Raw genomic sequence first — 13,946 nt, forward strand, 5'->3', positions numbered from 1 at the left:
CCTAGCGGGGCGCGTCTGCCAAAACACTTACGCTCCTGAACTGTGTCTGGCCCGCTACACTCTGGGTATGATTTCAATTGATCTGAGCGGCAAAACGGCACTGGTGATGGGCGTCGCCAATGCCCGCAGCCTCGGCTGGGCGATTGCCGAGCAACTGCTGACGGCGGGCGCTCGGGTGGCCTTCAGCTACCAGGGCGAGCGCCTGAAACCCGAACTCGAAAAGCTGACCAGGGACTATCCCGGCACGCTGCTCCGGCAGGCCGACGCCACCAGCGAGGACGACCTGACCGCCCTGTTTGCCGCCGTCAAGGCAGAGTTCGGCACGCTGGACGCGGTGGTCCACTCGATTGCCTACGCGCCGCGCGAGGCGATGGAGGGCAGATTCCTCGACACCACGCCCGCAGACTGGAACACCGCCCTGTCGGTCAGCGCCTACACCCTGGTGAGCATCTGCCGCCACGCCGAACCGCTGCTTAATGAAGGCGGCAGCGTCATCAGCCTGACCTACCACGCCTCGCAGAAGGTGGTGCCCAAGTACAACGTGATGGGCGTGGCGAAAGCGGCCCTGGAAGCTGCCACCCGCTACCTCGCCGCCGAGCTGGGCGGGAGGGGTGTGCGTGTCAACACCATCAGTGCCGGGCCGATGCGGACCATTGCCGCCCGCAGCATCCCCGGCTTCTCGACCATGTACGACCAGGCCGCCAAGGCCGCGCCGTTGGGGCGCAACGCCACCTCGCAGGAAGTCGGCAAGCTGGGGCTCTTCTTGCTGAGTGACCTCGCCAGCGGCATCACCGGGCAGGTCGTGTATGTGGACGCGGGCAGCAGCGTCATGGCGATGAAGATGGAGTAACGGTGATTCTGCCGTCAGAGCTGGCCGAGTAGCGCCGCTTCGCCCTCGGGCGTCAGTGCATACGGCAACTTCTGGTGGCAACTCCAGGCCTGTGTGTCGCGCGCCGTGGTGGCCGGGTCGGTCAGGGTCAGGCCCGCCCGCACGGCCCGCACGTTACTGACGTTCATGCGCCCGGCGTGGGGGCCATTCTCAGCCACATACAGGCTGAGTTCCTCAGCATCCGGGAAGTGCTGACGCAACATCTGAATGTCGATCCAGCGCACCTGAGCGGTGGCTGGCTGGCCCGCCCCGCAAATCCGCAAAAAGTCGGTCCAGGTCAGGCGCGGGCCAGCCAGGTTGAAGACACCATCAAGGTCTGCCTCCACCACCCTCAGCGCAAAGCGGGCCACATCGCGCACGTCAATGACTTGCAGATGATCAGTGCCGTCGCCGGGAGCCAGCATCACACCGCCCAGCAAGGCCCGCTCGGCCCAGTACGGGTAACGCCGGGTGGGGTCGTGCGGCCCCACCACGATCTGGGGACGCAGGACCGTGCAGGCGTCAGCGTAAAGACCCTGAACGATTTCCTCGCAGGCGACCTTGAGCGGGCCGTAGGTCTCGCCGTCAATCTGGGTGATGTCCTCGGCGGCGGGAGCTTGCAACGGGCTGGCCTCGGTGATCGGCAGCCCGCACGGCTCGGCGTAGACGGCCCGCGAGCTGACATAGACGTAGCGCCCCACCCGCCCCTGCAATGCCCCGGCGCTGGCCCGCACCTGGCGGGGTGTGTAGCCGCTGACATCGAAGCAGGCGTCCCAGTGTTGCCCCATCAGGGCGCTGAGACCCGCGACACCCTGGTCACGGTCACCGCGCAGGCGCTCGACCTGCTGCGGCAGATCGTCGGGCGAGCGGCCCCGGTTGAACACCGTCACCTGATACCCGGCCAGCAGCGCCGCCTGGGTCAGGTGTTTCCCGATAAACTGGGTGCCGCCCAGAATCAGCAACTTCACTGCGTCACCCGTTCACCGCATCACCCGCGCGGCCCTCACTCGGCCACGATGCCCTGCAACACCGCGTCGCTCAGGCGCTCAGCCTTGAGGCGCTCGGCGCGTTGAATGGCGCGCAAATCGTCCACCGCCCGGTCCAGGTCGTCGTTGACCACCACATAGCGGAAGTGGCGGGCCTCCAGAATTTCCTCACGGGCACGCTCCAGCCGCCGCTCGATGCGCTCAGGCGTTTCGGTAGCCCGGCCTTCCAGACGGCGGCGCAGCTCGGTGAGGCTCGGGGGCATGATGAACACCAGCACCGCCTCGCTGGACTGGTCGGCCACCTGCATGGCCCCCAGCACCTCGATTTCCAGAATCACGTCCTGTCCGCGCGAGAGCGCCTCGTCGATAGGACCTCTGGGAGTGCCGTAGCGGTTGCCGACAAATTCGGCGTGTTCCAGAAATCCGCCCGCCTGGGCGTGGGCCTCGAACTGGTCGGCGCTGACAAAATGGTAATCGAGGCCGGGGCGCTCGCCGGGCCGCGCCTCGCGGGTGGTCCACGACATCGAGTAGAAGACGTTCTGATCCCTGAGCCACCTCTCGCGCAGGGTGCCCTTGCCCACGCCCGAAGCGCCGGTCATGACGATCAGCAGGCCACGCCGGGCCGGGCCGGTGGCCGGGCTGATCGGCGCGGTGGCACTGGCGGCATGATCACTGGCCGCGGCGGAACACTCTGAAACGGATGGAGATTGCAGCGGTTCGGGATTCAGCGTGGCCGACATCCCATCAGCATACCGCTCGCCTGCGGCCCCTGCACAGCCGAATGTCTCTGGCCGGGAGATCAGCCTGCGACCGTCGTTTTATTCGAGCTTTACTCGTCGTCGAGGCCCAGGCCTTCGTCGCTGAGCACGATTTCCGGCGTCTGGGGCCGTACGAAGCGCAGGTAGTCGAGCCAGGGCGGAATGTGCCCGAGCTGACGAACCAGCAGGGCGATCTGGGCCGTGTGGCGCACCTCGTGGGTCATCACATACCACATCAGTTGGTCGAGCGTGACGGTGGCCGAGGCCGGGTCGTCCTGCACCAGCTTGATGGCCTCGTTCAGGTCCGGGGTGGTCTCCAGAAACTGCTGGGTGCGCCGCTGCACCGCCTTGCCGTAATCCAGAATCCATCCGAGCTGGTACTGCTCGGCCTGCGGCCTGACCCAGTCGTGCTTGAAGGCGCTGGCCTCCAGGCCGTCGCCGCGTGCGATGACGTGGACCCAGTGGTCTTCGATATCGATGACGTGCAGCAGCAGGTCTTTGATGTTGTGAAAACGGTCGCCGTCGATCAGGGCGGCATTCAGATCCTGCTCAGGCAAGGCCCGCAGAAAATTCCACAATTGCTCACGGGCGGCAGCAAGGTAGGTGTAATATTCGCGGACATTCATGGAGTAATTAGAGCATACTCGCCCGCGCCGGGCCGTGAGGCGACCCTACGGTCAGCCAGAGGCCGGTCAGTGAGAAGCTGGTCAGTCAGAGGAGTCAGCAGCGCCTCCGCCTCGGGCAAGGTTTCCAGGCGCACCAGGGCGTCGCGCAATTCGCCTTCCATCAGCGCGGTGCCTGCCAGGTAGCGTGGCAGCACCTTACGCATCTGCTTGATGCCGCGCCACTCGCCGTACCACTGGGCGTTGAGCCGGGTGTGGCGCAGCGCCGTGGCCGCCCGCCAGGCCGCGTCGGGGGGCCGGAAAGCGGGGTCACTGAGTTCGGTAAACACCCAGGGCTGCCCCACCGCGCCGCGCCCGATCATCACGGCGGCCACCCCGGTCCGAAGGCGCTCTCGGGCCTGAGCCGCACTGAGCACGTCGCCGCTGCCGATCACCGGCACCCCGACACTGCCCGCAACCTCGGCGATGGCGTCCCAGTCGGCCTCGCCGGCGTAGCGTTGTTTGGAGGTGCGGCCGTGCACGGTGATCAGGCTGACCCCCGCTGCTTCCAGGCCCTGCGCGACCTCCACGGCGCGGTTGGTGTCGAAGCCCAGCCGGATCTTGGCGCTCACGTCCAGCGGCACGGCGGCGCGCATGGCCGAGATCAGTTCGTAGGCGACTTCCGGCGTTTGCAGCAGGCAGGCTCCGCCCTTACCGCGCACCTTGGGGACCGGGCAGCCCATGTTGAGGTCAATCGCAGCGGGGTTAAACCACCCAGCCACCCGCTGCGACGCCTCGGCCAGAATGCCGGGGTCGGCCCCGAAGAGCTGCACCACCCGGCCCTGCTCGCCGGGGTAGGGCTTACCGATGATCAGGTCCTCGTCCTCGTTGCCCAGCACCAGGCCGCGCGAACTGATCATCTCGGACACGGTCCACAACGCCCCGGCCTCAGCGGAAAGCTGGCGCATCGGGGCGTCACTGTACCCGGCCATCGGGGCCAGCACCGCGCCGGGATGCTCGGGGGTGCGCCCGGCGAGGCGGCGGGCATAAAAGCCGCGCTGGTCGGAGGGATCTGGGGTCGGTATGTCTGCAAGCGGGGCCGTCATGTCGGGATGCTAGCAGGGGCAGGGGAGCAGCTTTGTTCAGTTCAGCACGGCCCACGCCGGACCTGCCGGATGGCGAGACCGCTGCCGCCCCAGCGTCTGGCAGGGCGGTTCACTTTTCTGTCAGGTGGGGGCAGGTATGCTGACGGAAGCATCAAAGAGAACGAAGCACACATCTTCTGCGGCGGCCACCTCAAAAGCCTGCGCGGAAAGGGAAGGTATGATTCCTTGAAGGTTCAACCGATGGCGCTGCCGAGCGCACCACTCCTCCACGACCTGTACCGGGCCACCCCCGGCTATTTCGCCCTGCTGGGCTGTCCGGTGCCGTCACTGCAGGAAGTCACCCGCGACATCGAGACGGCGCTCTACGATCCGCGCCGCCGCCTGGAACTGCTTTACCAGGGAGAAGAACTGGTGGGCAGCCTCGACTACAAGCTCGACTACCCGCAGGCGGGCGACGTGACCATCAACCTGCTGATGATCCGGGGTGACGCGCAGTCGCGCGGCCTGGGGCGGCAGGTGGTGCGCGACCTGGAGAAGCGCCTACCGCACAGCGAGCGGCTGCTGGCCAGTGTGCTGGGCGACAACAAGCGGGCCGTGAAGTTCTGGGAGCGCCTGGGCTTCGCCTTCGCCACCGACGCCCGCCCGGTCATGACCTGGTACGCCAAGCCGCTGCACAGGCAGGCGCGGCCAGACCAGCCGCTGCCTGTGGCGTCCGGCAAGTAACTCACAAGCCAAAAGCCCATCAGTCAGTCACGGGCAGCGGCGCATTATCCTGGGCGGCATGATCGTCAAGTACGGCGGCAACGCCATGAAAAGTCCCGAACTGCGCCGGACGGTGGCGCGTGAACTGGCCGCCCTGGGCCGCGAGCAGCCGCTGGTGGTCGTCCACGGCGGCGGCCCGGTCATCGAGCGCGAGCTGGCCCTGCGCGGCATCAAGAGCGAGTTCGTGCGCGGCCTGCGCGTCACCACGCCCGCCGCCATGCAGATCATCGCAATGGCGCTGGGCCAGCTCAACAAGGAGCTGTCGTATGAGATCGGCGGCGCGCTGGGGCTGCTCGGCCACGACTCGCGGCTGCTGGTGGCCGAACCGCTGGGCGGCGAGCTGGGCCGGGTCGGCAGAATCGTCAGCGTGAACGCCGAACTGCTGCGGACCCTGATCGGTGTGAACCTGACGCCGGTGGTGGGCTGCGTGGCCGTAGACGCACACGGCGAGGCGCTCAACGTCAACGCCGACACTGCGGCAGGCGCGGTGGCCGGGGCGCTGGGCGAGGGCGTCATCTTCCTGACCGACGTGGACGGGGTATACCGCCGGTTTCCCGACCCCGCCTCCCGGCTGGAGCAGCTCAGCCGCGCCGAGGCCGAGGCGGGTATGGCCGAGGGCTGGATCGCGGGCGGAATGCTGCCCAAGGTGCGCGCCGCCCTGGAGGCCCTCACGCGCGGGGCAACCTACGCCACCATCGCCAGCGGCATGCAGGCGGGCGTATTGCGCCAGGCCGCAGCGGGCGAGGCCGGAACGCGGATCGTGCCGTGAGCGGACCCCAGCTCCAGACCATTCAGCCTCGGACCACCCAGAGCCAGGCGGCCACCCTGCTGCTGATCCGGCATGGCCGCACCGCCCACAACCGAGCCGGGAAAATTCAGGGCCGCTCGGAGGTGCCGCTTGATGAGGAAAGCCAGGCACAGGCGCGGCAACTGGCCGACCACCTCGCTGATCAGTTTCGGAGCGGGCAGCTGGCCCGCCCTCCCAGCCAGATCTGGGCCAGCGATCTGACGCGCGCCCAGCAGACGGCAGGCGCGGTGGCCGGGGCGCTCGGCACAGCGGTGGTGACCGATGCCCGGCTGCGTGAGCAGTCGTTCGGCGACTACAAGGGCCGCCTCCTGAGCGAGTTGCTGGCCGAGAATTCTGTATTCGAGCAGGCCTGGACCCAGGATTTCGGCGCACTGCACCCGCCCGGCGGCGAGAGCTTTGCCGAGACAACGGCGCGGACCATGGCCTGGTTCGGGGACGCCCGGCCCCGGCGCGGCGGCGAGCTGGTCATCGCGGTGTCGCACGGCCTGACCCTCAGCGCCCTGCTGTGCGCCCTCAGCGGTCTTTCGCCGCGCGAGGCAATGCGGCGCGGGCTGTTTCGTCACGGCAACACGGCCTACACCATAGTGTCGCTCGACCCCGAGACCGGACAGATGAGGGAATACAGCGCCGTGCAAGCCGGGCACCTGACGGCCAGCCCTCCCCAGTGAGTGCGGCTTCATTGGGACAGCTGACTGAGCCTCTTACCATTGCCAGCTAAAGACAGGCTAAATTGACTCCTCAGAAACTTTGAGCCAAGTACAGTCCGGCCTTGTCCGGGGGAGCCGAAATGACCAAGACCTTGCTGATGACCGCCGCCCTGCTGGGCATCTCCGCCGCCAGTGCCCAGAAAACCACCCTGGAATTCTGGACGATCTCGCTCGCGCCGCTCTTCAACGACGAGATGAACCGCCTGGCCGCCGCCTTCGAGAAGGCCAACCCGAATACGGACGTCAAATGGGTGGACGTGCCCGCCACCGCCATCGAGCAGAAGTTGCTGGCCGCCGTCGCCGCTGGCCGCCCGCCCGCCGTGGTGAATCTCAGCAGCGACATGGCCGTCAAGATGGTGCAGCAGGGCGCGCTGGAAGCCATGACCCTCAGCGACACCCAGAAAAAGCTCTACTTCGCCTCGCCGCTCTCGACCTTCACCTTCGACAACAAGGTCTACGGCACGCCCTGGTACTGGGCACCCAAAGTCGTCGCCTACAACACAGACATCTTCAAGAAGGCTGGACTCGACCCCAACAAACCCCCCCTGACCATTCAGACCATGATCGCCGCCGCCAAGCAGATCAAGGACAAGACCGGGATGTACGGCTTCATGCCCAACATCAACGGCACCGGTCTGCTGTCTCTGTTTCAGGAAGCGGGCCTACCAATTCTGAGTCCTGACAAGGCCAAGGCCGTCTTCAATTCCGACAAACACATTCAGCTGCTGCAAACGTACATTGACCTTTACAAGAAAGACTACATTCCTGAAGATACCCTGCGCCGGGGCTATGTGGGGGCCACCGAACTCTACTCGGCGGGAAAGCTGGCCATGCTGATCACCGGGCCACAGTTTATTTTGCGGGTCGCCAACGACAACAAAGCGGTGTATGACCTCACCAAAGTCGCGCCGTATCCGATCAATATCGCTGGAAACGTCATTCACACGCCGCTGATGGGCATGGTGGTGCCCAAAGGCGTCAAAGATAAGGCGCTGGCGCAGCAACTGGCCCTCTTTCTGACCAACGACGCCAACCAGCTGGCCTTTTCCAAGGTCACCCAGACGACCTTTCCCTCGACGGTGAAGGCCAGCGGCGACAAGTACTTCAAGGCGGGCGGCCCCAACGCCACCGATCAGGGACGGCTGGTGAGCAGCAAGGAGCTGAAAAAAGCCAAGGACCTGACGCTGATTTACCCCGACGCCTCCAAGCTCAACAAGGTCTTCAAGGACAATGTCGAGGCAGCCATGCTGGGCCAGAAGACGGCCAAAGCGGCGCTCGACGACATCGTGAAGGCGTGGAACGCCAGTCTGTGAGCTGGAACAGGAGCAGGCAAGCCGTTCTCCTCACCGCCCTGCTGCTCTCCCCCGCCCTGGCCGCGCCCGCCGCGCTGACCGCAGCACCCCTGACTGCCGTGCCGGACGCGCTGGCCGCCGTGCCGGGCAAGGTGCTGATTCCGGCCCCGCAAAAGGTTGAGTTTCCCGCCGGAACATTGCCGCTGACAGGGCTGGGCCTCAAGCTCATCGGAAACGCCCCAGAACTCGGCTGGGCCGCCCGCGATTTGAAAGCCGAGTGGCAGACCCGGCTGGAAGTGCAGCTCCCAGACGGCGGAACGGTCCCTATTATCATCGGCACGCGGGCCGATCCCGATCTGGCGGCCAGGGCTAAGGCGGCGGGCCTCTACACCGAGCAGCCGGAAGGCTACGCCCTGTGGGTAGACAAAAGCGGCGCGTACATCGTCGGGGCCGATCCACAGGGCGCTTACCACGGCGCTCAGACGCTGCGGCAACTGCTGACGCCTGCGGGCCTGCGCTTTGCCCGCATTCAGGATTTTCCGGGCCTGAAACAGCGCGTGGCGATGATTTACCTCGACTCGTACAGCAAGGGCGTCAATGACCGGCTGATCCCGATGCTGGCCGAGCTGAAATACAACGCCGTGCTGATCATGAGCGATTACGTGCAGTGGGACGTGGCCAAGGCGGGCGGCTGGGCCTCGGCGGGCGGGGCGAGCAAGGCCGAGGCGGCGCGGGTGGCCGATCTGGCACGCAGCTACGGTCTGGAGCCGATTCCGCTGATCGAAACACTGGGCCACGTCGCCTGGATGTTTCAGGGCGGCAAGAATCTCGATCTGGTGCAGGACCCCCAGTCGCAGAACCCTTACGCCTACGACACGCTCAACCCCGACACCTACAGCCGGGTGGTGTTTCCGGTACTGAAGGAAGCGGTGGACACCTTCAAGCCGAAGCAGATTCACATCGGCCACGACGAGGTCCGCAACCGCGACCGCTTTCCGGCGCGCGACAACGGCAAGGCCGCCGGGTTCGAGAAACTGTTCGTGGACGACACGGTGAAGCTGCATGATTACCTCAAGTCGCTGAACGTGGGCACGATGATCTGGCACGACGCGGCGTTTGCCGACGCGGTGGCCGCCAGCCTGCCCGCCCAGCTTCCCAGAGACCTGACGGTGGCCTCGTGGAATTACAGCCCGGCTCCCGACTACCCCATTCTCAGCACCATCAAGAGCGCGGGCTTCAAGGCACTGGGCGCGAGCTGGGGCGATCCGCTCAACACCGAGAATTACGCGCTGGCGGCGCAGAAGCGGGGGGCCGACGGCATGATCCAGACGCGCTGGACCGGCTACTTCGGCAACCCCAGCCTCTGGGACGGTCAGGCCGACCAGGGGGTGAACTATGTGCGCGGCGGCAACAGCTTCTGGAATCCAGGGGCCAGACCGCTGGCCGAGGTCGACCCCACGCTGGCCGAAACCACCTACCGCGATCTCTACGCCCCGACGCCCTACGCCCAGCACGCCGGGCAACTGGTGGACCTGTCCAAGCTGGTCACGCGCCGCCTGAGCGACCCCGACGAGCAGGGCTGGATTCACAAGGGACCGGACATCGATTTGTCCAAACTGCCCACCGGCAACGTCAAGATCGGTGTGTACCGCTTTCTGATCAGCGGGGCGGTGATGCTGAAAGGCTCGCGTGGGGCGGCGTCCGACCTGCCGTCTCAGGCCACCGTCGAACTCAACCAGAAAGCGGACCGTCTGGCCTTCCTGCACACGACGGGCTGGACCACGCCCAAAATCCGCGACAGCGTGGGCCGCTACGAGATCCTCTACGCCGACGGCAGCAAGGTGGTGCAGCCGCTGGATTATGGCCGCCAGATTCGCGCCTGGACCGAGCTGACGCCCAGCAGCATGGTGCAGGCCCCCGGCTGGCGCGGCAAAACCGCCGACGGTCTGGACGTGAATCTGGGCGTGCTGGACTGGGTCAATCCCAAACCCGGTCAGGTCATCAAATCGGTCACGCTGATCAGTGAGGGTAAGGAAGCCAATCCGACCCTGATCGGGCTGACGCTGATCGGGGGAAAATTTTGATCAGGGGCCGTTTTGATCAGGGGCAAGGAAGCGCCGTGCTGGCCTTACATCAGACGCATCACCGACCTTCTTCTCTACCTTCCAACTGAGGACCTCCCTTGCCCCTGACCCACCCCAGCGCCCCGCCCCGCCGCAGCCGCCAGAGCCGCCGCGCCACATTCCGCACGGCGATGCTGGCCTACAGCTTCATGCTGCCGTTTCTGGTACTGCTGATCCTCTACCACACCTGGCCAGTCATCTTCGGCACCTACCTGGCGTTTACCAAGTACAACATCATCAGTCCGCCGGAGTTCGTGGGCCTCGCCAATTTCCGCGAGCTCATCCAGGATCAGCAGTTCTGGAGCGGCGTCGTCAACAGCCTCAAATACATTCTGGTGGTGCCAGTCATTCAACTGCTGAGCATCGGCGTCGCCATGCTGGTCAACCGGCCCCTGAAAGGCATCGGCTTTTTTCGCACCGCCTTCTATGTGCCGGTGGTGACCAGCTTCGCGGTGGTTGGCCTGATCTGGACCTGGATGTACCAGCAGTCGGGGCCGGTCAATTTCGTGCTGATGCACCTGGGCCTGATGCAGCGCGACAGCAGCTTGCTCAACAACCCCGGCTCGGCCCTCTACGCGGTGATGTTCGTGACGCTGTGGAAGGGCGTCGGCTACTACATGGTGCTGTATCTGGCGGGCTTGCAGAGCATCGGGCGCGAACTGGAGGAAGCCGCCGTGATCGACGGGGCCACGCGCTGGCAGGTGTTCGTCAACATCACGCTGCCGGGGTTGCGGCCCACCATTCTGGTATGCAGCCTGCTGAGCACCATCAGCGCCGTCAAAGTGTTTGAGGAGATCTTCGTGATGACCCAGGGCGGGCCAGTGGGCAGCACCTACACGGCCCTGTTTTTCACGTATGCCAAGGCCTTTCAGGACTTCCGCTACGGCTACGCAGCGGCGGCGGGCATCGTGGTGGCACTCATCAGCTTGATATTTGGGGTCATCAACTTCCGGCTGACGCGCGGCGGACGGGTGGATGGATGACCACCTCCCCCAGCGACTTTGCCCAGACTGCCGCCCAGCTCAAAGCTCAGCGAAAACGTCGGAACCGGCTGCACAATATCGCCGCTTATAGCGTGCTGACCGTCATCGCGCTGGTCATGCTCTATCCCTTTTACTGGACGCTGATCACCAGCCTGGAACCCACCGGCAACATCTACCAGGCCAAGCTCGCGCCGAGCGGCGTCAGCTTGAAGAACTACAGCGCCGTGCTGAGCGGCACCACCGTGCCCTTCTGGCGAATGGTCCTCAACAGCGTCGTGATCTGCACGGTGGGCGTGCTGGGCAGCGTGACGTTCGCGGCGCTGGCGGCCTACCCGCTCGCCAAGATGCGCTTTCCGGGCCGTGATTTGATCTTTTACGCGATTCTGGCGCTGGTGGTGCTGCCCAACGAATCGGGCCTGATCGTCAACTACATCACCACCATCAAGCTCGGCCTGCTGGAGCAGCGCGGCCCGGTGTGGGACACCATCACCCAGTACGCGGCCATCGTGCTGCCCAGCATCGCCAGCATCGTGGGCCTGTTCCTGATCCGGCAGGCCTACCTGGGCGTGCCGCTGGAACTGATCGAGGCGGCCCGCATCGACGGCGCAAAGGAACTGACCATCTGGCGCAGAATCATGCTGCCGCTCTCGATGCCGACCATCGCGGCCTTCGCCATTCTGGAATTCGTGGCGCTGTGGAACAGCTTTCTGTGGGCGCGCATCCTGCCACTCGACCCGCAGATGCTGCCGCTCTCGGCGGGCCTGCTGGAACTGTCGGGTACCTTTGCCACCAACAGCCGGGCGACGATGGCCGGCGCGGTGCTGGTCATTATCCCGATTCTGATCGTGTTCGCCTCGCTGCAACGCTACTTCATGAAAGGGATCGAGGGCGCGGTGAAAGGGTGAGGAGTGTTGAGCGTAAAATGGATTATGAAAATATGGACGCTGTTGGGGCTGGCGGCGCTGACGTTGACGGGTTGTCAGGGCGGGCCGACGACCCAGACCGTGATGCTGAACGTGACCAAAGTGGCCCTGCCGCCGAGCGTCGGCGCGGTTGAAGACCTGCCCATCACCATCACAGTGACGGTAGGCGGCTGCCAGACCTTCAAGGGCTTTGCCGTGCAGAAGCGCACCGCCAGCACGCTCAAGTTGCTGACACAGGGCACCTCACCAACTGGGAACGTGGCCTGTCCGGCAATTATTGGCTACGCCAACGAAACCTACACCGACCCTGGCAACCCACCACGCAGTGATCTCTTTGAGGTGATCGTCAACGGTCAGTCTTACGGCACCGTCCACATCGAATAAAAACTGCCCTTTTCTTTGACCCACTCCAGCGGATTGAGTTTCTTGTCGCCGAGCTGAAAAATTGTCGAATTTGAACGGTCACAGCTGTTGCGGCGGCGCAGACTGACGGCCAGGAACCACTCTGGGAGGCGCAGACATGAAACGCTGGAGGTATCAGGTGGTCAAATTCGAAACGGGCGACCTGGTGGTCATTCTCAAGCGCCCTCTGGAAGCCAGTGCGACAGAAACCGATCTCGTGGGGCGCTCCTTTTGAGTTTGCCCTACACCCACCTCCCCCAGCACTGGGATGTCCTCATCGCGGGCGGCGGCACGGCGGGAGCGGTTGCAGGCATCGCGGCGGCGCGGGCAGGCGCGCGGGTGCTGGTCCTGGAAGCCCAGGGCAGCCTCGGCGGCAGCGGCACCAACGCCTGGGTCACGCCGCTGATGAGGAACGTCTCGGCGGGTCAGAACCTCAACCGGGGCCTGACCGACGAACTCAAGGCCCGGCTGCTTGAGCGCGGCGACGGAGCGCGTGACGGCAACGGCAACGACAACTGGTTCAACCCCGAGGGTCTGAAATACGTGCTGGAGCGGCTGCTCATCGAGTCGGGCGGCGAGGTGCTCTACCACACCAGCGTCGTCGCTCCGGTGCTGGATGGTGAGCGCATCGGGTCGCTGGTCGTCCACAACAAGGGCGGTTTGCAGGCGCTGGGGGCGGACGTGTTCATCGACGCCACCGGAGACGCCGACGTGGCCGCCGCAGCGGGCGTGCCGTTTCACGCCGGAGACGAGGACGGGCTGCACCAGGCCATGAGCCTGCGCTTCTCACTGGCCGGAGTGGACCTAGAGACACTCTGCACTTTTCTGAGTGCAAATGGGCAGTGGCAGGAGTCGCCGCGCTTCATGCACTTCTGGATGGTCTGGGGCAAAAAGAGCAGTCTGGAACCGCTGTTCAAGCAAGCGGTGGCACAAGGTATTCTGGAGGAGCGCGACGGCGATTACTTCCAGGCCTTCAGCGTGCCGGGCCGCCCAAATGAACTGAGCTTCAACTGCCCGCGCATCCGGGCCGATCTCAACGACGGCACCGATCCCTGGCACCTCTCCGGCGCGCAGACCGACGGGCGGGAGAGCATCGAGCGACTGATCCGATTCTGCAAAACCTACCTGCCTGGCTGCCAGGACGCCTACCTCGGCAGCTACGCCCCGATGGTCGGCGTGCGCGAGACGCGGCGCATTGTGGGCGACTACACCCTGACGCTGAACGACATTCTCGATTGCCGCAAGTTTGGCGACAGCATCTGCAAGAACCACTACCCGGTGGACATTCACAGCGTCAAGGGCGGCGCAAAGCTGCTGCACGAGCGCGAGGGAACTGCGCCCTACTTCGCCCCCGACGCCTACCATGAGCTGCCCTACCGCTGCATCGTGCCGCAAGGGATCAGCAACCTGCTGGTGCCGGGAAGATCGGCCAGCAGCACCTTCGAGGCGCAGAGTTCGATCCGGGTGCAGCAAAACTGCCACAGCATGGGAGAAGCGGCGGGGGTGGCAGCAGCCTGGGCAGCGCGTGAGTACGGCGGTGAGGTGCGCCGGGTGGGCGGCGCGGCCCTGCGCGAGAAGTTGCGGGCACTGGGGGCCAACGTCTAACCGAGAAGCCGTTCACCGTAT

14 protein-coding genes are annotated in these 13,946 nt (G+C 65.3%); 10 read left to right on the forward strand and 4 right to left on the reverse strand.

Annotated features, from left to right (window positions below):
* The first annotated feature begins 67 nt into the window (after window positions 1-67).
* Window positions 68-850: an enoyl-ACP reductase FabI gene (locus N0D28_RS00835; protein ID WP_260560531.1), complete on the forward strand. Its 783-nt coding sequence runs from the start codon at window positions 68-70 to the stop codon at window positions 848-850.
* Window positions 851-864: 14 nt separating this feature from the next.
* On the opposite strand, the gene N0D28_RS00840 is transcribed toward N0D28_RS00835, so the two are convergent.
* The 4 genes from N0D28_RS00840 to N0D28_RS00855 form a co-directional block, all read right to left on the reverse strand.
* Window positions 865-1,836, reverse strand: coding sequence for an NAD-dependent epimerase/dehydratase family protein (locus N0D28_RS00840; protein WP_260560532.1), 972 nt, complete (start codon window positions 1,834-1,836; stop codon window positions 865-867).
* A 35-nt stretch (window positions 1,837-1,871) separates the two neighbouring features.
* Window positions 1,872-2,594: a guanylate kinase gene (gene gmk, locus N0D28_RS00845; protein WP_260560533.1), complete on the reverse strand. Its 723-nt coding sequence runs from the start codon at window positions 2,592-2,594 to the stop codon at window positions 1,872-1,874.
* A gap of 89 nt (window positions 2,595-2,683) precedes the next feature.
* Complete coding sequence (locus tag N0D28_RS00850; RefSeq protein WP_260560534.1) at window positions 2,684-3,238, reverse strand: DinB family protein; 555 nt, start codon at window positions 3,236-3,238, stop codon at window positions 2,684-2,686.
* Window positions 3,235-4,320, reverse strand: coding sequence for a tRNA dihydrouridine synthase (locus N0D28_RS00855; RefSeq protein ID WP_260560535.1), 1,086 nt, complete (start codon window positions 4,318-4,320; stop codon window positions 3,235-3,237). Before N0D28_RS00855 ends, N0D28_RS00850 begins: the two co-directional genes overlap by 4 nt.
* 225 nt (window positions 4,321-4,545) lie before the next feature.
* On the opposite strand from N0D28_RS00855, the gene N0D28_RS00860 reads away from it, so the two are divergent.
* The 9 genes from N0D28_RS00860 (at window position 4,546) to N0D28_RS00900 (ending at window position 13,925) form a co-directional block, all read left to right on the forward strand.
* A complete protein-coding gene (locus N0D28_RS00860; RefSeq protein WP_260560536.1) occupies window positions 4,546-5,043 on the forward strand; it encodes a GNAT family N-acetyltransferase in 498 nt (165 codons plus the stop codon).
* A 58-nt stretch (window positions 5,044-5,101) separates the two neighbouring features.
* A complete protein-coding gene (argB, locus tag N0D28_RS00865; protein WP_260560537.1) occupies window positions 5,102-5,851 on the forward strand; it encodes an acetylglutamate kinase in 750 nt (249 codons plus the stop codon).
* A complete protein-coding gene (locus N0D28_RS00870) occupies window positions 5,848-6,558 on the forward strand; it encodes a histidine phosphatase family protein (protein WP_260560538.1) in 711 nt (236 codons plus the stop codon). Before argB ends, N0D28_RS00870 begins: the two co-directional genes overlap by 4 nt.
* A gap of 119 nt (window positions 6,559-6,677) precedes the next feature.
* Window positions 6,678-7,910: an ABC transporter substrate-binding protein gene (locus N0D28_RS00875; RefSeq protein ID WP_260560539.1), complete on the forward strand. Its 1,233-nt coding sequence runs from the start codon at window positions 6,678-6,680 to the stop codon at window positions 7,908-7,910.
* Entirely contained in the window at window positions 7,892-9,973 is a 2,082-nt protein-coding gene (locus tag N0D28_RS00880) for a beta-N-acetylhexosaminidase (protein WP_260560540.1), read from the forward strand. Before N0D28_RS00875 ends, N0D28_RS00880 begins: the two co-directional genes overlap by 19 nt.
* Window positions 9,974-10,143: 170 nt before the next feature.
* A complete protein-coding gene (locus tag N0D28_RS00885) occupies window positions 10,144-10,995 on the forward strand; it encodes a carbohydrate ABC transporter permease (protein WP_260561945.1) in 852 nt (283 codons plus the stop codon).
* Window positions 10,992-11,900: a carbohydrate ABC transporter permease gene (locus N0D28_RS00890; protein ID WP_260560541.1), complete on the forward strand. Its 909-nt coding sequence runs from the start codon at window positions 10,992-10,994 to the stop codon at window positions 11,898-11,900. Before N0D28_RS00885 ends, N0D28_RS00890 begins: the two co-directional genes overlap by 4 nt.
* A 24-nt stretch (window positions 11,901-11,924) precedes the next feature.
* Complete coding sequence (locus N0D28_RS00895; RefSeq protein WP_260560542.1) at window positions 11,925-12,302, forward strand: hypothetical protein; 378 nt, start codon at window positions 11,925-11,927, stop codon at window positions 12,300-12,302.
* 249 nt (window positions 12,303-12,551) lie between these two features.
* Window positions 12,552-13,925, forward strand: coding sequence for an FAD-dependent oxidoreductase (locus N0D28_RS00900; protein ID WP_260560543.1), 1,374 nt, complete (start codon window positions 12,552-12,554; stop codon window positions 13,923-13,925).
* Window positions 13,926-13,946: the final 21 nt, after the last annotated feature.

It is taken from the genome of Deinococcus rubellus (assembly GCF_025244745.1).
Taxonomy (GTDB): Bacteria; Deinococcota; Deinococci; order Deinococcales; family Deinococcaceae; genus Deinococcus; species Deinococcus rubellus.